This window comes from Paraburkholderia rhizosphaerae (assembly GCF_004366595.1).
GTDB classification, from domain to species: domain Bacteria; phylum Pseudomonadota; class Gammaproteobacteria; order Burkholderiales; family Burkholderiaceae; genus Paraburkholderia; species Paraburkholderia rhizosphaerae.
The window spans coordinates 115,415-142,102 of sequence record NZ_SORE01000009.1 but is presented as its reverse complement, the minus strand read 5'-3'; the positions used below and the strand labels follow the sequence as shown (position 1 = coordinate 142,102).

At 62.0% G+C, this 26,688-nt stretch carries 19 protein-coding genes and 1 pseudogene; 3 read left to right on the top strand and 17 right to left on the bottom strand.

Annotated elements, in window-relative coordinates; genetic code table 11:
• Positions 1-15 precede the first annotated feature (15 nt).
• The 4 genes from BX592_RS13925 to BX592_RS13910 all read right to left on the bottom strand — a co-directional run bounded on the left by BX592_RS13925 (position 16) and on the right by BX592_RS13910 (position 3,766).
• On the bottom strand, positions 16-1,221 hold the full coding sequence (locus BX592_RS13925) for a pyridoxal phosphate-dependent aminotransferase (protein ID WP_134192372.1): 1,206 nt from the start codon (positions 1,219-1,221) through the stop codon (positions 16-18).
• A gap of 62 nt (positions 1,222-1,283) precedes the next feature.
• Positions 1,284-1,964 carry an RraA family protein gene (locus BX592_RS13920; RefSeq protein ID WP_134192371.1) on the bottom strand — a complete coding sequence of 227 codons (681 nt, stop codon included), beginning with the start codon at positions 1,962-1,964 and terminating at the stop codon, positions 1,284-1,286.
• Positions 1,965-1,991: 27 nt separating this feature from the next.
• Positions 1,992-2,492 (bottom strand): LeuD/DmdB family oxidoreductase small subunit, encoded by a 501-nt coding sequence (locus BX592_RS13915; RefSeq protein ID WP_134192370.1) that lies wholly within the window; start codon positions 2,490-2,492, stop codon positions 1,992-1,994.
• Between the two features lie 14 nt (positions 2,493-2,506).
• Entirely contained in the window at positions 2,507-3,766 is a 1,260-nt protein-coding gene (locus BX592_RS13910) for a 3-isopropylmalate dehydratase large subunit (protein WP_243849537.1), read from the bottom strand.
• A 315-nt stretch (positions 3,767-4,081) separates the two neighbouring features.
• Between BX592_RS13910 and BX592_RS13905 the strand changes: the two genes are divergently transcribed.
• A complete protein-coding gene (locus BX592_RS13905) occupies positions 4,082-4,996 on the top strand; it encodes a LysR family transcriptional regulator (RefSeq protein WP_134192368.1) in 915 nt (304 codons plus the stop codon).
• A 103-nt stretch (positions 4,997-5,099) separates the two neighbouring features.
• Here the strand turns inward: BX592_RS13905 and BX592_RS13900 are convergent, their stop codons facing one another.
• The 6 genes from BX592_RS13900 to BX592_RS13875 form a co-directional block, all read right to left on the bottom strand.
• Positions 5,100-5,825 (bottom strand): amino acid ABC transporter ATP-binding protein, encoded by a 726-nt coding sequence (locus BX592_RS13900; protein ID WP_134192367.1) that lies wholly within the window; start codon positions 5,823-5,825, stop codon positions 5,100-5,102.
• A complete protein-coding gene (gene gltK / locus BX592_RS13895; RefSeq protein WP_134192366.1) occupies positions 5,822-6,499 on the bottom strand; it encodes a glutamate/aspartate ABC transporter permease GltK in 678 nt (225 codons plus the stop codon). Before gltK ends, BX592_RS13900 begins: the two co-directional genes overlap by 4 nt.
• Complete coding sequence (locus BX592_RS13890) at positions 6,499-7,239, bottom strand: amino acid ABC transporter permease (RefSeq protein ID WP_134192365.1); 741 nt, start codon at positions 7,237-7,239, stop codon at positions 6,499-6,501. Before BX592_RS13890 ends, gltK begins: the two co-directional genes overlap by 1 nt.
• A gap of 91 nt (positions 7,240-7,330) precedes the next feature.
• Positions 7,331-8,236 (bottom strand): glutamate/aspartate ABC transporter substrate-binding protein, encoded by a 906-nt coding sequence (locus tag BX592_RS13885; RefSeq protein WP_134192364.1) that lies wholly within the window; start codon positions 8,234-8,236, stop codon positions 7,331-7,333.
• Between the two features lie 240 nt (positions 8,237-8,476).
• Positions 8,477-9,781, bottom strand: coding sequence for a Glu/Leu/Phe/Val family dehydrogenase (locus tag BX592_RS13880; RefSeq protein WP_134192363.1), 1,305 nt, complete (start codon positions 9,779-9,781; stop codon positions 8,477-8,479).
• A gap of 152 nt (positions 9,782-9,933) precedes the next feature.
• Positions 9,934-10,893, bottom strand: a complete 960-nt coding sequence (locus tag BX592_RS13875) for a LysR family transcriptional regulator (protein ID WP_134192362.1) — start codon at positions 10,891-10,893, stop codon at positions 9,934-9,936.
• Positions 10,894-11,188: 295 nt separating this feature from the next.
• Here BX592_RS13875 and purB point away from each other — a divergent pair, with 295 nt between their 5' ends.
• Positions 11,189-12,577, top strand: coding sequence for an adenylosuccinate lyase (gene purB / locus BX592_RS13870; protein ID WP_134192361.1), 1,389 nt, complete (start codon positions 11,189-11,191; stop codon positions 12,575-12,577).
• An 89-nt stretch (positions 12,578-12,666) separates the two neighbouring features.
• Here purB and BX592_RS13865 read toward each other — a convergent pair whose 3' ends face one another.
• The 4 genes from BX592_RS13865 to edd form a co-directional block, all read right to left on the bottom strand.
• Positions 12,667-13,161, bottom strand: coding sequence for a gluconokinase (locus BX592_RS13865; protein WP_134192360.1), 495 nt, complete (start codon positions 13,159-13,161; stop codon positions 12,667-12,669).
• A gap of 10 nt (positions 13,162-13,171) precedes the next feature.
• The gene (locus BX592_RS13860; protein WP_134192359.1) at positions 13,172-14,533 is read right to left on the bottom strand and encodes a GntP family permease; all 1,362 of its coding nucleotides are present in this window, start codon (positions 14,531-14,533) and stop codon (positions 13,172-13,174) included.
• A gap of 254 nt (positions 14,534-14,787) precedes the next feature.
• Positions 14,788-15,423, bottom strand: a complete 636-nt coding sequence (gene eda, locus BX592_RS13855) for a bifunctional 4-hydroxy-2-oxoglutarate aldolase/2-dehydro-3-deoxy-phosphogluconate aldolase (RefSeq protein ID WP_134192358.1) — start codon at positions 15,421-15,423, stop codon at positions 14,788-14,790.
• 11 nt (positions 15,424-15,434) lie between these two features.
• Positions 15,435-17,384: a phosphogluconate dehydratase gene (gene edd, locus BX592_RS13850; RefSeq protein WP_134192357.1), complete on the bottom strand. Its 1,950-nt coding sequence runs from the start codon at positions 17,382-17,384 to the stop codon at positions 15,435-15,437.
• A 298-nt stretch (positions 17,385-17,682) separates the two neighbouring features.
• Here edd and BX592_RS13845 point away from each other — a divergent pair, with 298 nt between their 5' ends.
• Positions 17,683-18,528, top strand: coding sequence for a MurR/RpiR family transcriptional regulator (locus BX592_RS13845; RefSeq protein ID WP_134192356.1), 846 nt, complete (start codon positions 17,683-17,685; stop codon positions 18,526-18,528).
• Positions 18,529-18,709: 181 nt separating this feature from the next.
• Here the strand turns inward: BX592_RS13845 and BX592_RS13840 are convergent, their stop codons facing one another.
• From BX592_RS13840 to BX592_RS13835, 3 genes and pseudogenes are all read right to left on the bottom strand, one after another.
• Entirely contained in the window at positions 18,710-25,378 is a 6,669-nt protein-coding gene (locus BX592_RS13840; protein WP_481859741.1) for a YadA-like family protein, read from the bottom strand.
• A gap of 186 nt (positions 25,379-25,564) precedes the next feature.
• Positions 25,565-25,684, bottom strand: a pseudogene (locus BX592_RS35360) (ESPR domain-containing protein); the annotation flags it as partial.
• Between the two features lie 565 nt (positions 25,685-26,249).
• Positions 26,250-26,666: a CopD family protein gene (locus tag BX592_RS13835; protein WP_134192354.1), complete on the bottom strand. Its 417-nt coding sequence runs from the start codon at positions 26,664-26,666 to the stop codon at positions 26,250-26,252.
• Positions 26,667-26,688: the final 22 nt, after the last annotated feature.

Below are 26,688 nucleotides of genomic sequence, written 5' to 3'. Positions count from 1 at the left end.
GCAGGCCGCCGTGCATCACGAGTCAAGCATCGCGCAGGCTGCCTCGATCCGGTTGCACGCTTCTTCGAGCTGTTCGTACGATGTCGCAAACGAAATACGGAACGCCGGCGACAAACCAAAGGCCGCGCCTTGAATCACCGCCACTTCGCGGCTTTCGAGCAGATGCATCACGAAGTCGGTGTCGTCGCCGATCACGTTGCCATTCGGTCCGCGCCGCCCGATAAAGCCCGCGCACGACGGGTAGACGTAAAACGCGCCGGCCGGACGCGGACAATACAAGCCGTCGATCGCATTCAAACGGCCGACGACCAGATCGCGCCTTCGTTGATATTCGCTGCGCCAGCCGGCGAGAAAGTCGTTCGGGCCGGTGAGCGCCGCGAGCGCCGCCGCCTGGCTCACCGACGACGGATTGCTGGTGCTTTGCGACTGCAGCTTCGCCATCGTTTTGATCAGCGTCTTCGGGCCGCCGGCGAAGCCGATGCGCCAGCCGGTCATCGCAAACGCTTTCGAGACGCCATTGATCGTCAACGTGCGCTCGCGCAGTTGCGGGTTGCAGTGCGCGAAGGTCGCGAACTTCTGGCCGTCGTAAATCAAATGCTCGTAGACGTCATCGGTGAGCACCCAGACATTCGGGTGGCGGCTCAGCACTTCGCCGAGCGCAATCAGTTCGTTTTCGGTGTATGTCGCGCCGGACGGATTGCACGGCGAATTCAGCACGACCCATTTCGTGCGCGGCGTAAGCGCCGCTTCGAGTTGCGCGGGCGTCATCTTGTAGCCGTTCTGCGCGCCGCATTCGACGATTACCGGCCGCCCGCCATTGAGCAACACCATATCCGGGTAAGAGACCCAGTAAGGCGCGGGAATCACGACCTCGTCGCCGTCATCGATGGTGCACGTCAGCGCGTTGAAGACGATCTGCTTGCCGCCATTGCCGACCGTGACTTCGTCCTGTTCAAATGTCAAACCGTTCTCGCGCGCGAACTTGTCGCGCACCGCGCGCTTCAGCTCCGGCGTCCCGTCGACCACCGTATAGCGCGTCTTGCCCGCCTTCATCGCCGCATAAGCGGCTTCGACGATGTGCGGCGGCGTATCGAAATCCGGCTCGCCCGACGTCAGTCCAACGATATCGCGGCCCGCGGCACGCAGCTCCTTCACGCGTGCAGTCGCCATCGAACTTGGCGACGGCTTGATGCGGTCCATCCGTGCAGCAATCAACTTCATTGCGAGGTCCCCTGTGTGATGTTTGACCGCCGGTTGGCAGCGGCTTTTCGCGCAGTTCGCTGTCAGGCGATGACGCCCTTTTCCTTCAGATATGCATCGATCCAGCCGCGCTTGTCCTCGCCCTTCAGAATCGCCTCCTTGCGCTGCCGCTCGCGCTGCGCCTGTGCGGCAGCGGCCGCGAGCAACGCGTCGAGCCGATCCGCGGGCACCGCGACCAACCCATCCTCGTCACCGACGATCAGATCGCCCGCTTCGATCACGAGACCGCCGATTGCAACCGGCACATTGATCTCGCCCGGGCCTTCCTTGAACGGACCACGATGCGTATTGCCGCGCGCATAGCACGGAAAATCCGCCGCATAGAACGCGGCGACATCGCGTACCGCGCCGTCGATCACGAAGCCGGCAACGCCACGCACCTGCGCATGCATCTGCATCAATTCGCCGACCAGCGCCTGCGTAATCTCCCCACCGCCGTCGACGACGATCACATCGCCCGGCTCAGCAATGTCGATCGCCTTGTGAATCATCAGGTTGTCGCCCGGCCGAACCTTGACCGTGATCGCGCGGCCGACGAGTTTCTTGCGATGGTGATATGGCTTGAGCCCAATCACACCGCACAGACGCTGCATGTTGTCGCTGATGTGCGGCGTGACGACCGTCTGAAAGCGCTGGATGATGTCCTCGCTGATTCGCGCGGGCATCGGCAAGATGCGAAAACCAAGGGTGGCAGGCTGGCTCATAGGTGTCCGTATGGCTGGGAGCGTCGGTCAGAACGACGAATGTCGTCGCAGATACGGCACGAGGCCGCCCGCTTCGAGAATCTTGAGAATGTCGGGTGCGATCGGCGCCGCGTCGATGGTCAAGTCGTTGCCTTCGCAACGAACTTGCGTACGCGAACCCACATCGACGTGCAGCCGATCACCCTCGCGAATCGCACTCGTATCGCATTCGATCGGATAAAGCCCGTTGTTGATCGCGTTGCGAAAGTACGTGCGCGCAAAGCTGCGCGCGAGCACGACGCGGATGCCGGCGCCGACCACCGCGGTCACCGCGACTTCCATCGCCGAGCCGCAGCCGAAGTTCTTGCCGGCCACGAGGATGTCGCCGATGCGCACGCTCTGTGCGAATTCCGGCGCGATCGTTTCGAACAGGAAGTTCTTCAGCACCGCAGGGTCGAGCGACTCGCGCTTGCGCTGTGAAGAGATGATGTAGTCGGTATTGATGTCGTCGCCGAAGCGGCGTGCGAGACCCATCGCGGAAAATTGCATAGTCGTTGGAATCGTTATCGGCTGGCAGTGAATGCCTGAAGGCTGATGATCCGGCCTGCGACCGCACTCGCGGCACAAACCTCGGGCGATGCGAGAAACACGTTCGCGCTCGCGTTGCCCATACGCCCCTTGAAATTGCGATTCGCGGTCGACACGACGTTCGCGCCGTCTTCGGGAATCGCGCCCGCGGTACCGCAGCACGAGCCGCAGCCGGGCGTGACGATCACCGCGCCGAGCGCGACGAACTCGGCCAGTTCGCCGCCTTCGGTCAGCTCGTGCATCACTTCGCGCGACGCGGGTGTCACGACCAGTTGCACGCCTTTCGCGGGCTTGCCAAATTCGCGAAACACCGCGAGCGCCTGACGGAAGTCCTTCGCTCGGCCGCCGGTGCAGGTACCGAGATACGCCATCTGCACAGGCACATCGCCGAGCTGCGCGAGGCTCGTCACGTTGTCGACGTTGTGAGGCCGCGCGACATACGGTTGCAGCGTCGACAGATCGACCTCGAGCGTGCGCGCATACTGCGCATCCGGGTCCGCCGACACCGCCTCCAGCGGGCCCGCGACGCGGCGCTCGAGATAGCGGCGCGCAGCATCGTCGAGTGGGAACACCGCGTTTTTCGCGCCCATTTCGACTGATAGATTAGCGATCACGAGGCGGTCTTCGAAATCGAGCGACGCGACGCCTTCACCGTGAAATTCCAGCGTCTGATAGGTCGCGCCATCCGCGCCGAACAGTTGCGCGAGATACAGGGCGAGATCTTTCGGATAGACGCCGCGCGGCAACCGCCGGTGCAGCGTGATACGAATCGATTCGGGCACACGCAGCCAGGTCTTGCCGGTCAGCATGATGCCCGCGAGATCCGACGACCCGATGCCGGTTGCAAAACAGTTCGCGGCGCCGTACGTGACCGCGTGGCTGTCCGCACCGACCAGCAGCCGTCCCGGCGCGGCGAGCCCCTGCTCGACCACGATCTGATGCCCGATGCCCGCGCCGATATCGAACAGCGGAACCCCCTGCTCGCGCGCAAACCGGCGGATTTTCGCCTGCAGCATCGCGGCCTTCGGACTCGCCGGCGGCGCGTAATGATCGAGCGCGAACAGCAGCTTCTCCGGCGCATGCACGTGCGCGCCGCCCATCGACGCGAAATAGTCCATGGCCATCGGGATCGAGCCGTCGGTGCCCATCGCGCAATCGACCTCGCAGATCACGATGTCGCCGGCTCGCACGCTGCGTCCCGCGGCCGCGGACAACAGCTTTTCCGACAGGGTCATGCCTCGCATATCGTTATGCCTCGCTGGTGCGGGTTCTGGACGGCTATTTCCGCCGACCGGTTCGTGGACTATGCTCTCCTCGCGCAACCGGTTCGCGCAGTATCCCAAACCAGAAAGCCAGCTACCGGGAGTAAAAGGCATCCCGACCGATGAATAAAATTCATAGGTCGACACCTGGCTGATCCGCGGTTCCCACTGCATTGCCTTGCCAAGCTCAGGCTGCGCGCAGATACTTCAGCGCGACTCGTGAGCGTTCACGCTGCGTTTGCAACGCGACCGCATCATGAACCGGGCTCACTTCATCCATCTGGAATCATGCTAACGCTCAAGCAGCTGGAAGCGATCTACTGGGTCGCGCGACTGGGCACCTTCGGCGCGGCCGCCGACCGCCTGTACACGACGCAGTCGGCCATTTCAAAGCGCGTCAGCGAACTCGAAGAGTTCTTTCTGGTGCCGCTGTTCGATCGCAGCCGCCGTACGGTGCAACTCACGCCGAAAGGCCGCGAACTGCTCGAAGCGGCTGAGGAAATGCTGCAGTTGCGCGACCGTCTGCTCGAGAAAATGGGTAAGGAAGTGGAAGTTGTGCGGCACTTCCGGCTCGGCATCACCGAACTGATCGCCCTCACGTTCCTGCCACGGCTCGTGCAGGACATCCGCGTCGCGTATCCGACCGTGTCGCTCGAACCGGAAATCGACGTCAGCACGAACCTGAGCGCACGGCTTTTGCGCGGCGATATCGACTTCATCATTGCGCCGACGGTGCTAAAGGACCCGCGCTTCACGTCGGTGCCGCTCAGGAAGCTGCAGCTCAAATGGATGGCGAGTCCATCGCTCGTCGACGCATCGCGCGCGCTGACGCTGGAGGAAATCGCAAACTATCCGATCCTGATGCAAATCGGCACGTCGGGGGTCGACGCGATCTACGATCGCTGGTTCGAATCGAAAAAGCTCGCGATCCGGCGCACGTTCGCAGGCAACAGCCTGATCTCGCTAAGCTCGCTGACAGTCGCGGGATTCGGCATCAGTTATCTGCCGGCGCTTTATTTCTCCGATCTGGTCGAGCAAGGGCTGCTCAACGTGCTCGATTCACCGCAGCGGCTGCCGGATGTGCGCTACTACGCGATCTATCGTAACGACGGTCCGTCGGCGCTGTATTCCGCGGTTGCCGATCAGGCGCGGCGGTTGTGCGATTTTTCGAAGCCGGACCTGGCATCGGTCGCACCGCGATAGCGGCGGCGCTGCGCTTTACGTTGTGCGCTTTACGTTGCTCACATAACAAAACGGGCGACCTGTTGCCAGGCCGCCCGTTTGCATGAACTTCAGGTCAAGCGTCCTAGTGCAGAATCTTCGCGAGGAAATCCTTCGCGCGATCGGACTTCGGATTCGCAAAGAAATCTTCCTTGCGATCGTCTTCGACGATGAGGCCCTTGTCCATGAAGATCACGCGATGCGCAACCTTCTTTGCAAAGCCCATTTCGTGCGTCACGCACATCATCGTCATGCCTTCCTGCGCGAGTTCGACCATCACGTCGAGCACTTCGTTGATCATCTCCGGGTCGAGCGCGGACGTCGGTTCGTCGAACAGCATCGCGATCGGGTCCATCGACAGCGCGCGCGCGATTGCGACACGCTGCTGCTGGCCGCCCGACAACTGGCCCGGATACTTGTCCGCGTGCGCGCGCAAACCGACACGATCGAGCAGTTTCAAACCCTTCGCCCCCGCCTCGTCCTTCGACCGGCCGAGCACTTTAACCTGCGCAAGCGTCAGATTCTCGGTAATCGACAGATGCGGAAACAGTTCGAAGTGCTGGAATACCATGCCGACTTTCGCGCGCAGCTTCGACAGATTCGTCTTCTTGTCGGTCAACGACTGGCCGTTGATCACGATGTCGCCTTTCTGGAACGGCTCGAGACCGTTCACCGTCTTGATCAGCGTCGATTTGCCGGAGCCCGACGGGCCGCACACGACGACCACTTCGCCCTTTTTGACTTCGGTCGTGCAGTCGGTCAGCACCTGAAACTGGCCGTACCACTTCGAAACATTCTTGATTGAGATCATCTTGCGACCTTTTTCTGAAGACTTTTGACGAGGGTCGACGCCACTACACAGATCACGAAATAGCAGGCGCCCGCGAACAGTACCATCTCGACGGTCGTGCCATCACGGTCGCCGATATTCGTCGCGGTACGGAAGAAGTCGGCAAGGCCGATAACGTAGACGAGCGACGTGTCCTGGAACAGCACGATGGCCTGCGTGAGCAGCAACGGAACCATCGCGCGGAACGCCTGCGGCAGCACGATCAGTTTCATCGCCTGCGCGTATGTCATGCCGAGCGCGAAAGCCGCATTGACCTGCCCGCGCGACACCGCCTGGATACCCGCACGGATAATCTCCGAGTAATACGCGGCTTCGAACAGCGAGAAGGCGACCATCGCCGATGCGAGCCGGATGTCGATGTCCGGTGACAATCCGAGCAAATTCTGCAGCACCTGCGGCACGATCAGGAAAAACCACAGCAGCACCATCACGAGTGGAATCGAGCGGAACAGCGTCACGTACACGCGCGCGAACCATTCGAGCGGCTTGATACCGGACAGCCGCAGCAGCGCGAGAACAGTTCCGATCACGATGCCGCAGATAATCGCGACGACCGTGATCTCGAACGTAATGATCGCGCCGGTCCATAACGTAGGCAGCGCGCCGGGAATACCACTCCAGTCGAAGTGATGCATCACTTGCCTCCGATATAGCCCGGCAGGCGGGTACGGTGTTCGAGCATGCGCATGAGCTGCATCACGACGAGGTTGATGATCATGTATGCGACCGTCACCGCGATAAACGACTCATACGCCTGCGCGGTGTAGTCGACCAGTTGCCGCGCCTGCGCGGACAACTCGAGCAAACCGATCGTCGACGCGACCGCGGAGTTCTTGAAGATGTTCAGAAACTCGGACGTGATCGGCGGCACGATGATCCGGTATGCAACCGGCAGCAGCACATAACGATACGTCTGCCATTGCGTGAAACCGAGCGCGAGGCCGGCGGCGCGCTGGCCGCGAGGCAGCGCGTTGATGCCCGAGCGCACCTGCTCGCACACCCGTGCGGCAGTAAAGAGGCCGAGACAGATGATGGACGACGAGAAGAACTGCGCGGAAGGCGGTAACTGCTTGAACCAGGTCCCGATCGACACCGGCAGTAATTCCGGTATCACCAGATACCAGGTGAAAAACTGGACGATCAGCGGGATGTTTCGAAAGATGGCGACGTAGACGGTGCCGATCGCGGCAAGCGTCCTGTTCGGCACGGTGCGCAATACGCCGAAGAATGATCCGACGATCAGCGCGATCACCCAGGCCGACAGCGACACGACAATCGTCACCCAGAAGCCGGACATCAGCCAGCCGAGATAAGTGGTCGGCTCGCCGGTGGAAACCGGACTTAGCAGAATGCCCCAGTTCCAGTGGTAGGACATGGCAAAGACTCCAACAAAAAGAAACGGAAGAAGCGCCCGGCCCCTTCCGTTTTGTTCAACACGTTGCGATGGTAACGGTTGATCGACTTTATTAGTCGAGCGCCTTGTCGTTCGGGTTCTTGAACAGCGCCTTGATGTCGTCGCTTTGCGGGAAGTTCAGGTTCAGCCCCTTCGGCGGAATCGGCGATTCGAACCACTTCTTGTAGATCTGATCGGCTTCGCCCGAAGTCTGGACCTTCGCGATCGCATCGTCGGCGACCTTCTTGAACTCCGGATCGTTCTTGCGCATCATGCAGCCGTAAGCCTCACGCGATTGCGGCGTACCGACGATCACGAAATCGTTCGGGTTGTTCGATTTCGCGCGCTCGCCGGCGAGCAGTGCGTCGTCCATCATGAACGCAGCGGCACGACCCGTCGACAGCGTCAGGAACGACTCGCCGTGATCCTTCGCGCTGATGATGTTCATGCCCATGCTCTTGTCCTGGTTCATCTTGCGCAGCAGGCGCTCGGACGTCGTACCCGCGGTTGTCACGACCGTCTTGCCCTTCAGGTCCGGGAAGTCCTTGATGCCGGAGTCTTTCTTCGTCATCAGCCGCGTGCCGATCACGAAGATCGAATTCGAGAAGGCGACCTGTTGCTGACGCTCGAGGTTGTTCGTGGTCGAACCGCATTCGAGGTCGATCGTGCCGTTCTGCACGAGCGGAATACGGTTTTGCGACGTGACCGGCGTCAGCTTCACCTTCAGGTTCGGCATGTTCAGCTTCTGCTTGACCGCCTCGACGATCTTCAGCGCCATTTCATGCGAGTAACCGACGACATTCTGCTTGTCGTCATAGTACGAAAAGGGAATAGACGACTCGCGGTGACCCAGCGAAATCACCCCCGTATCCTTGATTTTCTTCAGCGTGCCCGCGTCCTGCGCGTGTGCGCCGGCCGTGAACAAACCCGACAAAAGACCCACAGTCGCGAGAAGCAGCGCAGCTTTTTTAACCTTCATTTGTGATCTCCTTGGCAAATACCGGCGCCAGTGTATCAAAGTAAATATTATGAAAGAATGGTTGTTAACCATGTTTGGACGCGTATGTTGCGTAAATCCAGCACGGCGTGCGGCATTGCATTGCGCAGTGCCTCCCAACGGAACGCATACGCAAAAGCGGACGGCATCTTACAACGCCGTCCGCCTGTAATGTGCGCGATGATACCCAATCGCACACAATCTGTTTGTGACAGGTGGAAATCAGGGGTAAAGCCCGCGCATCTCGCGCGCCATCAGAATCCGCTTGCAGGCGACGATAAACGCCGCCGTTCGGACCGACACTTTCTGCTCGTCCGCGACCTGCCAGACCGCTGCAAATGCTTCGCGCATCACGCGTTCGAGCCGCTCGTTGATTTCGTCCTCGGTCCAGAAGAAGCTCGAGAAATCCTGCACCCATTCGAAATACGACACGGTCACGCCACCCGCATTCGCGACGACGTCTGGAATGACGAGGATGCCCTTGTCACGCAGGATGTCGTCGGCCGCGGTCGTGGTTGGGCCATTCGCGCCTTCGACGACGATCTTCGTGCGAATGCCCGGTGCGTTTTTCTCGGTGATCTGGTTTTCGAGCGCGGCCGGAATCAGGATGTCCGATTCGACGGACCAGAAGTCGTGATTGGCGATGGTGTCCGCCTCGGCGAACCCGCCGACGCCACCGGTTTTCGCGACGTGCTCTAGCAGCGCTCGCGCATCGATGCCGCTCGACCTATGTAGCGTGCCGGTATGATCCTGCACCGCGACGATTTTCGCGCCGGCTTCCTGAAAGAGCCGCGCCGCGATGCCGCCGACGTTGCCGAAGCCTTGCACTGCGACGCGCGCACCTTCGATCGAAAGACCGGTGCGCCGCGCCGCTTCGCAGCCGACCACGAACACGCCGCGGCCGGTGGCTTCACGGCGGCCGAGCGAGCCGCCGAGCGTGATCGGCTTGCCGGTGACCACACCGGTAGCCGTCTGGCCCTGGTTCATCGAGTAGGTGTCCATCATCCACGCCATGATCTGCTCGTTCGTGTTCACGTCCGGCGCGGGGATATCGGTGTTCGGCCCGATGATGATGCCGATTTCGCTGGTGTAGCGGCGCGTCACGCGCTCGAGTTCGCCGCGCGACAGCTTGCGCGGGTCGACGCGGATGCCGCCTTTCGCGCCGCCGTACGGCACGTTGACCGCCGCATTCTTGACCGACATCCAGGCGGACAGCGCCATCACTTCCGACAGCGTCACGTCCTGGTGATAGCGCACACCACCCTTGCCGGGCCCACGCGACACATTGTGCTGCACGCGATAGCCCTCGAAATGGGCGACCGTGCCGTTATCGAGTTCGATCGGCACATCGACGATCAGAATCCGCTTCGGACGCTTGAGCGTCTCGAGCCAGCGCGACTGCGTACCGAGGTACGGCGCGACGCGATCGACCTGACGCAGGTAGTTGCCCCACGGGCCCAGGTCGTCTTTATGCAGATAGGATGGCAGGGCTTCCAGCGATGTTTCGAACTTCGATTGGGATGACATGAACACTCCAGCGGTCAACGAATGTCGCCATTGTCGAAAATCGCCTGAATGAAGGCCAATGCCGTTTGATCATCCCGTTATGTTTAATTTGCATAACCTTCGCAAACCAAAAAATGCTGTTGCGGACGGTGCGCGCCGCCAGCGTGGCGCTTTTACCGCGCGTCCTGCGCGAGCTCCGCGGACACCACGTCCCACAGCGCGCGTACCAGCGTATGACGTGGGTCGTCACCTTGCGCGGCCAGCTTGTCGCGATACAGACGGATCTCCATCGTCAGCGTGAACTGGCCTTGCGGTCCGCCGCCGCGGGACGAGCGGTCGAGCCGGATCAGGCGGCCGTCCGCAACCGCATCGTCGACCGCGCTGTGCGGCAGGAACGCGATGCCGTGTCCGGCGAGCGCCATCGCTTTCAAACCTTCCGCCATGTCGGTCTCGTACACGCGATCGAGATACAGCCGTTGCGGCGCGTTCGAGATGATCACCTCGGTCATGCGGCCCAGATAGGCGTTCGGCGTATAGGACAGATAAGGCGCGGGCGCGGCCGGCGTGCCGGGCAGCGTATGTCGTGCGCGGCCGGCGCGGCCTGGCGCCGAGAACGGGCTGATCGGTTCGATGCCGAGCGTCAACATGTCGTAGCGCGCAGGATCGAGCGCGACCGGATGGCTCGGATGGTGATAACCCATGATCAGGTCGCAGCCCCCTTCGACGAGCGACAACACCGCATCGTGCACGTTCAGCGCGCGCAGCCGGGTATGGATCGATCCGAGCTGCGCTTCGATGCGCTGCAGCCAGCGCGGGAAATAGGTCAGAGATAGCGTGTGCGGGACCGCGAATTCGATGGTCGCGGCAGGCGTCGCCGTGTGGCCGCGCAGCAATGTGCGGGCCTCGTGGAACTGGGAGAGCATCGCCAGCGCTTGCTCGTAGAACACCTGGCCCGCGTTGGTCAGCCGCGTCGGATACACCGAACGGTCGATCAGCTCGGTGCCGAGCCATGCCTCGAGCGCCTGAATGCGGCGCGAAAACGCCGGCTGCGTGACGTGCCGCAGTTCCGCCGAGCGGCTGAAGCTGCGGGTTTCCGCGAGCGACACGAAATCTTCGAGCCATTTCAGTTCCATGCGAGAGCCTGCTTACCGCGGAGAAAGTGAAGACAGCATTCTAGCGGCGGCCGTTGCGGCGAACGCGAGTAGCAGACGTGATCGCCCATCCTGGACGCCGCTGGAATCCGTCGCGCAGGTTCATGCCGCCAGGCGGCGCGACCTGTCCAGTCCCGCCCGCCACACGGGCATACGCCACGCCAGACCGACCGCCGGAACGGCGGCCCGCGCTCAGGCCGGCAAAGCAAAACGCCCACAGTGGTAAAATTCGCGGTTCTCCCCGTTTCCGTGCCGACGCTACGCGTCCCGTCCGATCATGTCCGACACTCGCCCCGATACCCTGTTTGCGCTGACCGCGCTGTCCCCGCTCGACGGCCGCTATGCGCCGAAAACCGAAGCCCTGCGCGACTGGCTCTCGGAAGCCGCCTTCATGCGCCATCGCGTGATGGTCGAAATTCACTGGCTGATCGCGCTTTCGCACGTCGGGTTCGCCGAAGTGCCGCGTTTTTCGGCGGCCTCCGAGCAATTCCTGCTGCAACTGGTCGAGCGCTTCACCGCGCACGACGCCGCGCGAATCAAGGAAATCGAGCGTGTGACGAATCACGACGTGAAGGCCGTCGAGTACTGGCTGAAGGAGTCGGTGAAAGGCCAGCCTGAACTTGAACGCGCGAGCGAGTTCATCCACTTCGCGTGCACGTCGGAAGACATCAACAATACGTCGCATGGTCTGATGCTCGCCGGCGCGCGCGAGCACGTGATCCTGCCGGCGCTGCGTTCGGTGCATCAACGGTTAGTCGCACTTGCCCATGCGCAGGCGGCGCAGCCGATGCTGTCTCGCACGCACGGACAGCCGGCGAGCCCGACGACGCTCGGCAAGGAAATCGCGAACGTGGCCGCGCGTCTTGCACGGGCCATCGAGCGCATCGCGAAGGTCGAACTGCTCGGCAAGATGAACGGCGCGGTCGGCAATTTCAATGCACATCTGTCCGCGTATCCGGAGTTCGATTGGGAGGCATTTTCCCGCAAAGTGGTTGAAGAGCGGCTGAAGCTCTCGTTCAATCCGTACACGATCCAGATCGAGCCGCACGACTACATGGCGGAACTGTTCGATGCGGTTGCGCGCGCGAATACGATCCTGCTCGATCTCGATCGTGATGTGTGGGGCTATATCTCGCTCGGTTACTTCAAACAGCGGACGAAGGCCGGCGAAATCGGTTCGTCGACGATGCCGCACAAAGTCAACCCGATCGACTTCGAAAACTCCGAAGGCAATCTCGGCCTGGCAAATGCAACGCTGCGTCACCTTGCGGACAAGCTGCCGGTATCGCGCTGGCAGCGCGATCTGACCGATTCGACGGTGCTGCGCAACATTGGCGTCGCGTTCGGTTACTCGCTGCTTGCGTACGACGCGCTGATCCGCGGCCTCGACAAGCTCGAGGTGAATCCGCAACGGCTGAACGAAGATCTCGACAATTGCTGGGAAGTGCTCGCTGAGCCTGTGCAAACAGTAATGCGGCGCTACGGCATCGAAAATCCGTACGAGCAGCTAAAGGAACTGACGCGCGGCAAGGGCATCACGCGGGATGCGCTACAGACGTTTATCAGTGGGCTGAATATTCCGGCGGACGCGAAAGAGCGGCTGCTGGCGATGACGCCGGGCTCTTATGTTGGAAAGGCGGTAGAGCTGGCGAAGCGGATTGCTTGAGTCCCGGTTGATACGGCGTCTGCTAAAAAAGCGGCGCCTGAGGGAAGCTCCTTATCGAATGCCGCATCGGGAAAACTCCGGGAAACGTGTCAGCGCTGCTTCATCTGATCTAGCACGCTATCGACAATCTGCTCCGGCGTCTGTTCGATGCTCACGGCAATCGCTTCGTCCTCTCCCGGCTCTTCGAGCGTGTCCAGCTGGCTCTGCAACAGCGATGGGTCGAAGAAGTGTCCGGTGCGCGTCTTGAGCCTTTCTTCCAGCACCTCGCGCGTCCCCCGCAGATAGACAAAGCACACGTCCTTATCGCCGGCGCGCAAGATGTTTCGATATGAGCGCTTCAACGACGAGCACGTGAACACCGCCGTCTCGTGCGCGTGCTGCTTTTGCTCGATCGCCGCGCGTATCGCGTTCAGCCACGGCCAACGGTCTTCGTCGGTCAGTGGTATGCCTTTGTGCATCTTCTCCTTGTTCGCCTCGCTGTGAAACGCGTCGCCGTCGGTGAACGCGCAGTGCAAGCGCTCGGCCAGCAGTTCGCCGATACGGGTTTTGCCGGCGCCCGATACGCCCATCGCAATCAGAATCATCGAATACTCCTTACAGCACCGCCGCCAATGCAAAGGTCAGTCCCAAACCCAGCAACGAAATGATGGTCTCGCACAGCGACCACGTCTTGAACGTTTGACCCACCGTCATCCCGAAGTATTCCTTGATCAGCCAGAAGCCGCCGTCATTCACGTGCGAGAAAATCAGCGAGCCTGTGCCCGTCGCCAGCACGAGCAATTCCGGCTTCACCGCCACCGCGCCCGCCGATGCAATCGGCGCGACAATTCCACACGCCGTCGTCATCGCGACCGTCGCCGAGCCGGTCGCGAGCCGAATTAGCGCGGCGACGCTCCAGCCCAGCAGCAGCGGTGAAAGATGCGCGGACGTCGCGGTCTCGACGATCTGCTTCGAAATGCCGCTATCCATCAATACGCGACCGAAGCCGCCACCCGCGCCGACAATCAGCGTAATGCCCGCGATCGGCGCGAGACAGTCGCCGCAAAACTTCTGAATCTGTTCGCGATTGAACCCGCGCTGCGCGCCGAACGTCCAGAAGCTGACGAGCACCGCAATCAGCAGCGCGACGTCGGTGTTGCCGATGAAATGCAACAGGTCGTTCGGGAGCGTCTTCGGCTCGGATACGAGATCGGCCCAGCTACCGATCAACATCAAAATGACCGGCAGCAGAATCGTAAAAAGGGTGACACCGAAGCTCGGTAGATCGCGCTTTTGCTGATGCTCGTCGGAAGCGACGAATTGCGCGGCAAGCGGATTGTTCTCGGGCAACGCGATATAGCGATGAATCAGCAGCGCGAATAACGGCCCGGCGACGATGGCGGTCGGCACGCCGATGATTAACCCGTACACAATCGTCCTGCCGATATCCGCGTGATACGCCTGCACCGCGAGCAACGCAGCCGGGTGCGGCGGAATCAGCCCATGCACGACCGACAAACCCGCGACCATCGGCAACCCGACTAGCAGCAATGACTTGCCGGTGCGCTTCGCAACGTTGAACGCAATCGGAATCAGCAGCACGAAGCCCACTTCGAAAAACACCGGCAACCCGACGATGATCGCGACGAACATCATCGCCCAGTGAATGTTCTTTTCGCCGAACCAGCGAATCAGTGTGGTCGCGACCCGCTCGGCGCCGCCCGATTCGGCCATCATCTTGCCGAGCATCGTGCCCAGACCGACGACGATCGCAATATGGCCAAGCGTATTGCCGTTGCCCGTTTCGAACGATTTGACGATCGACCCGATCGGCATACCGACCGCGAGCCCCAGCAGCAGCGAAACGATCAGCAGGACAAGGAACGGGTAGACCTTGAAGCGCGTGATCATCAGGATCAGCACCGCGATCGCGATCACCGCGTAGACCAGCAGCATGCTGCCGTGCACAGCCTCCATGAAGCCCCTCCGTTGCGTTATTAGTTTCGAATGCAGAGTCCAGCTGCACGTCGCGTACCAGGACGCGAAGTTTAACTACGTGACGGTTTGAGCCGTGGCCGAGCGAGCCGTTCGCAACGCAAGCCGTGCGCCGCCGTTCGCCGGAACATCTATAACAAAAAAGCCTCGCGTTCGCAGCCATGTGGCTGCAATGGCGAGGCTCCGTTATGCTGGATCTGGGCGTTGCGATGAATCAGCCGTTAAAGCGCATCGGTTCAATGTGCGGCAAGCGCACTGGCCGCGCGCGCGAGGCGCGTGACCTCGTCCCAGTTCTGCGCAGCGAGCGCAGACTTCGGCGTGAGCCACGAACCACCGACGCAAACGACGTTCGGCAGCGCGAGAAAATTCGGCGCGGACTCGGCGGTGATGCCTCCGGTCGGACAGAACTTCAGCGAAGGGAACGGTCCCTGGAACGCCTGCAACATCGGCACACCGCCCGCTTGCTGCGCGGGGAAGAACTTCACGATCTCATAGCCGAGTTCAAGCGCGACGATGATATCCGTCGGCGTCATCACGCCGGGCAGCAACGGCAGGCCCGCATCCTGTGCCGCCTTATGCATTTCTTTTGTCAGGCCGGGCGACACGCCGAACTGCGCACCCGCCTTCTTCGCGAGCGCACATTGCTCGGGTTTCGTAATCGTGCCGACGCCGACGACGATGTCTTCGGCCAGCTGGCTCGCACGCTCGATCGCCTTCAGGCCGGACTCGGTGCGCAGCGTGATCTCGAGCACTTTCACGCCGCCAGCGTGCAGTGCGCGCGACACCTGTTCGCCTTGCTCAACCGAATCGAATGCGAGCACCGGAATCACCGGACCGAGCCGCACAATATCGCTTACTTTCTTTGCCGTCATGGTCACACTCCTTACTTGTGCATTGCGTGGGCGGGTTGCGCGTGTGCAGTGTTCGCCGCGGCATGCTTCGATGAGCGAGCCGCATGCTTCGCGCTCGCATGCTCGCTCGACCCTTCGTCGTAGCCCGTCTCACCGACCAGCGGACCGAACACGGACGCACCCAGCTCCGCCGGCGCCGCCGACGCACGGAATACGCCGAACAGTTCGCGACCAAACCCCACTTCGTTCTCCGCCTGATGGTGGCATTCGGCGAGCGGCCGTGCCGCCCATTGCGCTTCATCGATCTCGATGTCGAGCACGCCGGCTTGCGCGTCGATCACAATCGTATCGCCGGTGCGCACCTTGCCGAGCGGGCCTTGCAACACCGCTTCGGGCGACACGTGAATCACTGCGGGCACCTTGCCCGATGCGCCGGACATCCGTCCGTCGGTGACCAGCGCGACATGGAAACCCTGATCCTGCAGCACGCCCAGAAGCGGCGTCAAACGATGCAGCTCAGGCATGCCGTTTGCGCGCGCGCCCTGGAACCGCACCACCGCGATGAAATCGCGCTTGAGCTCGCCGTTGTCAAAGGCTTCCTGTACCGCTTCCTGCGAATCGAACACGATAGCCGGCGCCTTCACCGCACGATGCTCGTGCGCCACAGCAGAGATCTTGATCACGCCGCGACCCAGCTTGCCTTGCACCAGGCGCAGCCCGCCATCCGGCTGGAATGGCTCCTTGATGTCGCGCAACACCTTCGTGTCGTGACTTTCAGCTGCACCCGGCACCCACGTCAACTGGCCGTCGATCAGCTTGGGCTCCTGCGTGTAGTGCGCGAGGCCTTTGCCGGCAACCGTGTTCACATCGTCGTGCAACAGGCCGCCTTCAAGCAGATTGCGAACCAGCAATGCGACGCCGCCGGCTGCATGAAAGTGGTTCACGTCGGCCTTGCCATTCGGGTAGACCTTCGCGAGCAGCGGCACCGCTTGCGACAGCGCATCGAAATCATCCCAATCGATGATCACGCCAGCGGCGCGCGCAATCGCGACCAGATGCAACGTATGGTTGGTCGAGCCGCCAGTCGCGAGCAACGCGACGATTCCGTTCACGACCGCCTTCTCGTCGACTACATGACCAATCGGCATATAGTTGCCGCGGTCGGCCGTCAGATCGAGCACGCGGCGCGCGGCCTGCGCGGTGAGCGCATCGCGCAGTGGCGTGTGCGGATGCACGAACGCCGAGCCCGGCAGATGCATGCCCATCACTTCCATCAACATCTGATTGCTGTTCGCGGTGCCGTAGAACGTGCAGGTGCCGTGGCCGTGATACGCGGCGGCTTCTGCTTCGAGCAGCGCGCCGCGATCGCATCCGCCGGTCGCGAATTGCTGGCGAATCTTCGCTTTATCGTCGTTCGACAGGCCGCTCGTCATCGGGCCTGCGGGCACGAAGATAGTCGGCAGATGGCCGAATTGCAGGGCGCCGATCATCAGGCCGGGCACGATCTTGTCGCACACACCAAGGCACAGTGCCGCGTCGAACATGTTGTGCGTGAGCGCGACGGCCGTGCTCATCGCGATCACCTCACGCGAGAACAGCGACAGTTCCATCCCCGCGTTGCCCTGGGTGATGCCGTCGCACATTGCCGGCACGCCACCCGCGAATTGCGCGACACCACCGTTTTCGCGCGCGGCGGCTTTGATGATGTCGGGGAATGTCTTGTATGGCGCATGCGCGGACAGCATCTCGTTGTACGAGGACACAATGCCGATGTTCGGCTGGCCGATCGTCTTGATCGCGAGCTTATCGTTACCTTCGAGTCCGGCAAAGCCGTGCGCGAGGTTCGCGCAGGACAGCGTGCCGCGCGCCGGGAAATGGCCCTGCGCCTTTTCGATGCGCGCGAGGTACGCGGCGCGGGTCGGTTTGCTGCGCTCGATCACGCGACGCGTGACCTTCATCAGTTGCGAATGCGGGGAAACCATCGATGCTCCTTCGTCGCTGGCTGGCGGATGCGCTTGAACGCGCGCCGGATGCGGTGGTATCGCGGGGACGGCTCTCAGGCCGTGCACACCGAGTTTAGTAGAAAAACTACACCGAATCAACGTGAGTCGCGCTAAATTCGAGATTCAGTGAAACGCCTCATAAGCCGCGTCGTTGCGGGGTTTCAGCAAAACACGATGACATCAGGGTATTCACCTATACGGCGTTATGTAGTTTTTGTACCTATTCTTTCGATCAGCTATAGTCCACCCGTTTCTTCAGCATAGTGCGAGTTCTCCGATGATGTTGTCCCAAGTGGAAGCCATGCGTGACCAGCTTCGCCCGTCCGAACGCAAGCTCGCCGACTACGTGATCGAGGCGCCGCGCGAGGTACTGGACCTGTCGATGACCGAAGTCGCGGCGCGCGCGGGCGTGAGCCAGCCGACCATTGCGCGTTTCTGTCACGCACTCGGGTTTTCAGGCTTCCGCGAATTCAAGATCCGCCTCGCGCAAGGCATTGCAGCGGACGTGCCTGCCGTCTATCGTGACGTTCGGCCGGATGAACCAGCGCCCGGGGTCGCTGCGAAGGTGCTGGACCGGACCATCGGCGCGCTGATCCAGGTGCGCAACAACCTGTCGACGGACAGCGTGGCCGCGGCAATCGGGCTGCTAGCGCATGCACGCCGGATCGAGTTCTACGGCGCGGGCGGCTCGGGTGTCGCCGCGCTGGATATGCAGCACAAGTTTTTTCGGCTCGGCATGCCAAGTGTCGCGTATTCCGACCCGCATACGTTTCTGATGTCGGCGGCGCTGCTCGGCAAGGGCGATGTGGTGGTCGCCATTTCAAATACGGGACGCACGCGCGACATCGTCGATGCGGCAAAGTCGGCGCTCGCGGCCGGCGCGAAGGTGATCGCGGTCACGCACGGCAATTCGCCGCTCGCGCGGATTGCGACCATCGGGCTTTTTGCGAACGTCGATGAAGATACCGATATTTTTTCGCCGATGACATCGCGCACGTCGCATCTCGCGATCGGCGACATTCTGGCGGTGGGTGTCGCGCTGCAGCGCGGGCCCGAACTGGCGGAGAAGCTCGCCGGCGCGAAAGGACTGATTGCCCGCCGGCGGATCGGGCCGGAGGAGTAAAAGCACTTGCCGCACGCATCGAGCTGCGGCGAGCGAACGAGCCGCAACGCCGGGTGCGGCTACGCGATAAAAAACGGGCTCCCGAAGGAACCCGTTGGAACTGCTGCGAGAAACACCTACGTGGGACTTGCAACCCGCGGACAAGCGGCGCATGCCGCGCCGCTTGTCCGCTGCTTGTCGCTTACCACTGGTACGAAGCACCCGCACCCACGGTGGTGCCGTTGCCAGGCGCCATACCCGCACCGAGCTTCACCTTCAGGTTCTGCGTGATGCGCGCCGAAGCGCCGAGCGCGACCGCCTGATACCCCTTGTAGTTGCCGGTGCCGACACCGACCGCGATCGTCTTGCCTTGATCGACGTCCGGAATCATCGTCAGCGCGGTTGCCGCGGCGATACCGCCGTACGCATTCTTCGCGACGCTGTTCACTTGCGACTGCATCGAGTTGATGCGCTGATCGGTGTAGTCCTTCGCGGATACGCCGGTCGGCAGATCGCCTACGCGCGCATCGGTGTAGTCGTGCGCGCTGTCAACTGCGTCGTTCAACTGACCGACGTTGACTGCGTCGGTCGCCGCGGTGCCTGCAGCGACGTTGGTGATCTTCTTGCCACCCGCGTCGTTGTTCCAGTTGCTGCCGCCACCGCTGATGTTGGTGACCTGGCCTTCGACAACCGTCACGCGGTTGTCCAGGTTCGTCACCTGACCTTGCAACGCCGACAACTGACCGAAGTTCACCGCGTCGTACTTGCCCTTGCCGTCCGCGACGTTGGTCAGGACAACCGGCGCGGTCTTCCCGCCGGCGATACCGCCCAGCGTGATGCTGTCGTGCTTCGATGTGTCGTACATCACCGCATCGCCGATGTGATCGAAGTTGTAGTCGATCTCACTGATGCGCTTGTTCGTGTCGTACAGCTGCGAACCGTTAACCGCATCGGTGCTGTCCGCCGACAACTTGCCGGCGGCCACGTTATGCAACGCCACCGGCGGGGTCGCACCGTTGCCGCCGAACGTCACCGAGTCCTTCGACGCGCTGTCGTACACCACGGCGAGCGACTTGCCGGTCTTGCCGTCGATCACGCCACCGTCGACCAGCGTGTTCGCGATGTTGGTAATGTCACTGGTGTTCTGCGTGACACGACCGTCAAGATTGCTGATCGCATCGCCAACCGTATGGACCTTCGTCGAGCCTTCGTTCAGCGAGTACGTCGGGGCCGAGACCGTGCCGTCCGTATTCACCGTCGAACCGCCGCCCAGCGCGCTCGCCGTGCTATTGGCCACGTTGTACAGCTGCGCACCGTTCACTGCGTCCTTGCTGGTGGCGCTCACCGCGCCAGCCTTCACGTTCGCGATGGTCGTCCCGCTTGCGCCGCCCAGCGTAACCGTGCTCTTCGCCGCATCGTCGTACGACACGAACGCATTGGTAACGGCGCCCGACGTATCGATGTTCAGGCCAGCCGCCTTCAATTGCGCGACGTTCACCGCGTCCTTGTCGGCCACACCCGCATTCACGTTCGACAGAATCGTGCCGCTTGCGCCGCTGAACGTTACGCTGTCATGCGCCGACGTGTCGTACTTGATGCCATCGACCGAGCCGGTTGCCGCCTTCGCGTCAACTGCCGCGAGTGCGGAACCCACATCGCCATACGTGCTGCCTGCAACGTTGTAGCTCGGCTTCTTGACCGTACCGTCCGCGTTGACTGTCGAACCGCCACCCAGCGCTTGTGCGGTACTGTTCGCCGTGTTGTACAGCTGCGCGCCGTTGATCGCGTCCGTGCTGGTCGAGCTGATGCCGCCTGCCTTCACGTTGGTGATTGTCGTACCCGCCGTGCCACCTGCCAGCGTGACCTTGTCGTGCGTCGACGCGTCGTACTTCACCGCATCCGCAAGCTCACCGTTGATCGTCGTCACCTGCGTGTTCAGTGTCGTGATGTCGCCGGTGTTCTTCGCAACGTTCTGGTTCGTTGCATAGAGCTGCGAGCCGTTCACAGCGTCCGTGCTCGTCGAGCTGAGTGCACCCGCCCTCACATTCGCGATGGTCGTGCCGGCCGTGCCGCCTGCGAGCGTCACCTTGCCCTGCGTTGAATCGTCGTATGCGACGAACGAGTTCGTCACGTTGCCCGATGTGTCCACGTTCAGGCCCGCTGCTTTCAGCTGCGCGAGATTCACGGCGTCGGTATCCGTCGTACCGGCCATCACGTTCGACAGCCTGGTGCCGCTGGTGCCGCTGAACGTCACCGTATCGTGCGCCGACGTGTCGTACTTCACGCCGTCGACCGAACCCGTTGCCGCCTTCGCGTCCACTGCGGCGAGTGCCGAACCGACATCGCCATAGGTGCTGCCCGCGACGTTGTAGCTCGGCTTTACCACCTTGCCGCTCGCGTCCACCGACGCACCGCCGCCCAGCGCAGCCGCCGTGCTGTTCGCCGTGTTGTACAGCTGCGAGCCGTTGATCGCATCGGTGCTGGACGCACCAATGCTGCCTGCCTTCAGGTTGGTGATGCTCGTGCCGGCCGTGCCACCTGCCAGCGTCACCGTGCCCTTCGTCGAATCGTCATACGCAACGAACGAGTTGGTCGCATTGCCCGACGTATCCACGTGCAGGCCCGCCGCCTTCAGCTGGCGAAGGTTGATCGCATCGTAATCTTGCGTGCCGTCCGCGACGTTGATGACCTGACGATGCACGACGCTCGTGCCCATGCCCGGCACAGCCGAAGCACCGACCGATACCGTGTTCGCGCGGTTGTCGTCCGAGCTGTTCGCGCCCAGTACGACGCTGCCTTCGGTGGCCGCGATGATGTTGCTACCGATCCCGACGGTGTTCTTGCCGCCGACCGATACACCGCTGCCGATCGCCACCGCGTTGTCCGCCCCCGTGTTCACTTCGGTGCCGTTGCTGCCGATCGCGACCGCGTTGATCGAAGCGGCCGACACCGTGGAACCGATCGCGACCGCGGAGTCCGCGCCCACTGCGATGTTCTGGCCGACCGCCACGCCGTTCGAACCGAGCACGCTGACGTTTTGACCCGCCGCGACTGCGTTGTCCGCGTTCGCGTGAGCATTCAGACCCATCGCGATGCCGTTGTTGCCGAGCGCGTCGGTTGGCGTCGACAGCGTCGTCGGGCCCGCGACGATCAACTGGTCCGGCGTCTTGCTGGACGTCGCGCCGAGCAGCTTCGTCGAGGCGCCGAGCATGCCGTTGTTCTTCACACCCGCGTTGGAGATTGCCGCACCGATGGCCGTGTTCATCTGACCGACCGTCACCGCGTCGGTGATGCTCACACCGTCCGCCACGTTGACGATACGCCGCTTGCCGGTCGTCGAACCCACCGCGAACGTGTTCGCTTGTGACGTCGACGAGCCATAACCGATCGCAACCGAGTTGGTTCCCATTGCGCGCGCATTCGCACCGATTGCAAGTGCACCATCGCCCGTTGCTTGCGCGAAGCCGCCGATCGCGACTGCATCGATGCCCGCTGCCGTCGCGTCCAGTGCGGTGGTGTCGCCGAACTTGATGTACTTCAGCTTCGGCGCGATCTCAACCATCGACGACGTCATGTCGGTAATGCGCGTGTCGAGCGCGGTCACTGCGCCGCCAACGCCATCCACCGTCTTGCCGCCAACACTGTATTCGGGCATCGACACGCTGCCGTCCGCGTTCACCGTCGATCCGCCGCCGAATGCCTTCGCATCGCTTGAAGCAAGCGTGTAAAGCTGCGAGCCGTTGATTGCGTCCGTGCTGGAAGCACCGACCGCGCCTGCCTTCACATTCGTGACCGTCGTGCCGGCCGTGCCGCCAGCGAGCGTGACCTTGCCGCGCGCCGCGTCGTCGTATGCGACGAACGAGTTCGTCACGTTGCCCGACGTGTCCACGTTCAGGCCTGCGGCCTTCAACTGCGCGAGGTTCACGGCGTCGGTGTCCGCCTTGCCTGCTGCCACGCCATTCAGCTGACGCGCGCCCGCCGTGCCGGTGAAGTCCACGGTCGTGCCATCAGTTGCCTTCGCGACCGTGATCGTTTTGGTTGTCGCGTCCTGCTGCACCAGACCGATCTTGCCGTTGTTGATGTTGTTCGTCAGGTTCGTGATCGACGTCGTATTGCCCGTCGTTGCCGTGTCGATCACCGCGAGCGCCGAGCCGACATCCGTCTTCGTCTGGCCCTGGACCGTGTACGACGGCGCCTTGATCGTGCCGTCCGTATTCACCGTTGCGCCGCCACCGAGCGCGCTTGCGACGCTGCTCGCTTCGCCGTACAGCTGCGAGCCGTTGATTGCATCCGTGCTGGCCGCGCCGATTGTGCCTGCCTTCACATTCGTGATGGTCGTGCCGGCCGTGCCGCCTGCGAGAGTGACCTTACCCTGCGTCGAATCGTCGTATGCGACGAACGAGTTCGTCACGTTGCCCGATGTGTCCACGTTCAGGCCCGCTGCTTTCAGCTGCGCGAGGTTCACGGCGTCGGTATCCGTCGTACCGGCCATCACGTTCGACAGCCTGGTGCCGCTGGTGCCGCCGAACGTCACCTTGTCGTGCGCCGACGTGTCGTATTTCACGCCGTCGACCGAACCGGCCGCCGCTTTTGCATCGACTGCCGCAAGCGCCGAACCGACATCCGAGTATGTACCGCCGCCGACGTCGTAGCTCGGCTTCTTGACCGTGCCGTCCGCATTCACCGTGGCGCCTCCGCCGAGCGCCGCCGCCGTCGTGCTGGCCACGTTGTACAGCTGTGAGCCGTTGATCGCGTCCGTGCTGGACGCGCCAACTGCACCCGCCTTCACATTCGTGACCGTCGTGCCGGCCGTGCCGCCTGCGAGCGTCACCTTGCCCTGCGTCGAATCGTCGTACGCGACGAACGAGTTCGTCACGTTGCCCGACGTGTCCACGTTCAAGCCCGCCGCCTTCAGTTGCGCCATATTGACTGCATCGAGATCGGCTTTGCCTGCCGCGACGTTCGTCAGCGTCGTGCCCGCCGTGCCACCGCCCAGCGTCACCTTGTCGTGCTTTGAAGTGTCGTATTTGACGGCGTCTGCCAACCCCGTCTTCGCCATCGTATCGACTGCGCCCAGCGCAGCGCCTACGTCGCTATACGTGCCACCCGCGACCTGATAGCTCGGCTTTTTGATTGTGCCGTCGCTGCTGACGGCCGCGCCGCCTCCGAGCGTCGCCGTCACACCCTTCAACTGGGATACGTTCACCGCATCGTAGTCCAGCGTACCGGCCGCGACGTTGATCACCTGGCGATGCACGACGCTCGTGCCCATACCGGGCACGGCCGAAGAGCCGACCGAGACGGTATTCGCGCGGTTGTCGTCGGAGCTGTTCGCGCCCAGCACGACGCTGTTGGTGGTTGCCGCAATGATATTGCTGCCGATACCCACGGTGCCGTTGCCACCGACCGAAACCCCGCTACCGATAGACACCGCATTGGCCGCACCGGTGTTGACTTCGGTACCGTTGCTACCGATTGCCACCGAATTTTCGGAAGCGACCGACGTGCCGACACCGATCGCGACCGCGGAATCCGCGCCGACCGCGATGTTTTGACCGACCCCCACGCCGTTCGAACCCAGCACGCTGACGTTCTGACCTGCGGCGACCGCATTCGCCGCGTTAGCGTGCGTGTTCAGACCGATTGCAATGCCGTTCGCACCGATAGCGTCGGTGGGCGTCGACAGCGTAGTCGGGCCCGACACGATCAGCTGATCCGGCGTCTTGCTCGATTGGGTGGCACCGAGCAGCTGGGTCGAGCTGCCGAGCATGCCATTGTTTTTCGCGCTGGAATTGACGATCGCAGCGCCGATCGCCGAATTCATCTGCCCCAATGTCACTGCATCGCTGACATTTTTTGCATCGGCAACGTTGACGATCCGGCGTTTCGACGTGTTCGAGCCGACCGCGAAGGTATCCGCTTCGGACGCTGACGAACCGAATCCGACCGCGACCGCATTCGAAGCCGTTGCGCGCGCATTCGCTCCAAAGGCGACCGAGCCGGTGCCCGTCGCTTGCGCGTAAGGGCCGACCGCGACGGAATCGGTGCCCGACGCAGTCGCGTCCATGGCGGTGGTGTCGCCAAATTTGACGTACTTCAACTGTCGAGCGGTGTCAGTGACGACATTGTTGATGCGGCCGTCGAGCGCGTTCACCGCGCCGTCGACGCCATCGACGGTCTTGCCACCGACGCTGTATACGGGCGTCGACACGCTGCCGTCCGCGTTCACCGTCGATCCGCCGCCGAGCGCCTTCGCATCGCTCGAAGCGAGCGTGTAAAGCTGCGAGCCGTTGATCGCGTCCGTGCTCGACACGCTGACCGCGCCCGCTCTCACGTTCGCGACGGTTGTGCCGGCCGTGCCCCCTGCCAGCGTGACTTTGCCGCGCGCCGCGTCGTCGTACGAGACGAACGAGTTCGTCACGTTGCCCGCCGCGTCCACGTTCAGGCCCGCCGACTTCAACTGTGCGACGTTCACCGCGTCGGTGTCCGCCGTACCCTTGGCCATGTTCGCGATCTGCCGTTCACTGCCTGCGGCCCCAATCGACACCGTGTTCGCGCGATCGGCGATCGACTTTTGACCCAATGCGACGCTATTGCTCGCCGAAGCGATTGACGCGGCACCCAATGCGGTCGAGGTAGCGCCTGTGGCATTAGCTGCGGTGCCCATAGCGACCGAACGCGTCGTTGTCGTCATCGAATTGTGTCCGATTGCCAACGCGTCCTGCTGTAGAGCCTGAGCTCCTGTACCCATGGCCTGAGCGTTGTACCCGGTCGCCGACGATTGCATGCCGAACGCAATTGAAGCCTGCCCGCCGGCCTTCGCAGCATTTCCAATTGCCATCGAGTCCATGCCGTTCGCGACTGTATACATCCCCGCGTAAGAGTTGCCAATCGCGATCGCACGGACAGCGCTGGTGTCTCCCTGCCAAGGTTGTGAACCGGTCACACCATAGGTCTGCGCAGCGCCGTAGGCAATGCTGGAAGCGCCCTTTGCGGAGCCGCCATCAAGCGAGCCCGCGACAGCGCTTCCGGCCGAGACCATCGAACCCAGAACGACAACCGCCGCTGCCGAAACGGCAGCGGGACGACTCTTCTTTCCCCGCCCCTTCGCATTTTCTTGCGCTGCGACCCACGTCCCGGTGGATTCGTTCCAAACTGATCGATAAGTCTTATTCATCAAGTGATCCTAAAAAACATTGATATGGTTCGTTTACCTAACCATTCACGAAGCGACGATGCACAGAGGTGTATGTCCCACCGCAGCGTCATGCGAACGGCGTTGTTGACTAGAGAAAGCCGAAACTGGAGACCGGCTTTGGGACAGAACAGCTACAAAACCGCCGTCCTACATCAATCAACCGAAGCCGGGGGTGGGATAGGAGAAGTCGGAAAGGAGAGAATCCACCTAGCCCATCTACCGCGAGGTGAACTTTATTTGCGACACTGTTGAGCTGATATCGGAATACTCCGAATCGGCAAGTCGTTAGCAAACCTTATTGCAGGAAAGCAACAATGGGCGATGCATAAATGCCAAAGAAAGACATATGAAAGGTTTTTTTGATGCGTCTACCAGGCAAGTGCATCGGTGGCACGCAAACGGTCTCTGCCGTGAAAGCGTGACGCGGGGGAAGAGAGAAAGAGTTGATGCGGAACGCCTGGCGCCGGAAGGCGGCTCACGCTGTGGCAGCGCCTATCGGCGATTCAAGCGGCAGGACGTACGCAGAAGAGCAACAGCCTGGATATCAGAACGGCTTGATCACCACAAGCGCGACAGCGGCGAGCATGCCCAGCACCGGCAGTTCATTGAACATCCGATACCACTTGTGCGAACGCCGGTTCTGACCTCGTTCAAAGCGCCGCAACAGCACGCCGCAGTAAGCGTGGTACACGATCAGCAACACGACCACGCCGAGCTTCGCGTGAATCCAGCCTTGTCCGCGTCCAATGCCGACCGCGAGCCATAACCAAAGTCCACATGCGAGCGCAGGCACCGCGATAAACGACATGAATCTGAACAGCTTGCGCGCCATGATCAGCAGTCGGGCGACCGCGGCCGGCTCCGTTTCCATCGCGAGATTAACGAAGATTCGCGGCAAATAGAACAGGCCGGCGAACCACGCAGCAATCAACACTATGTGAAACGTTTTGATCCAGAGCATCGGCTGAGTCCTTTTCTTGTTC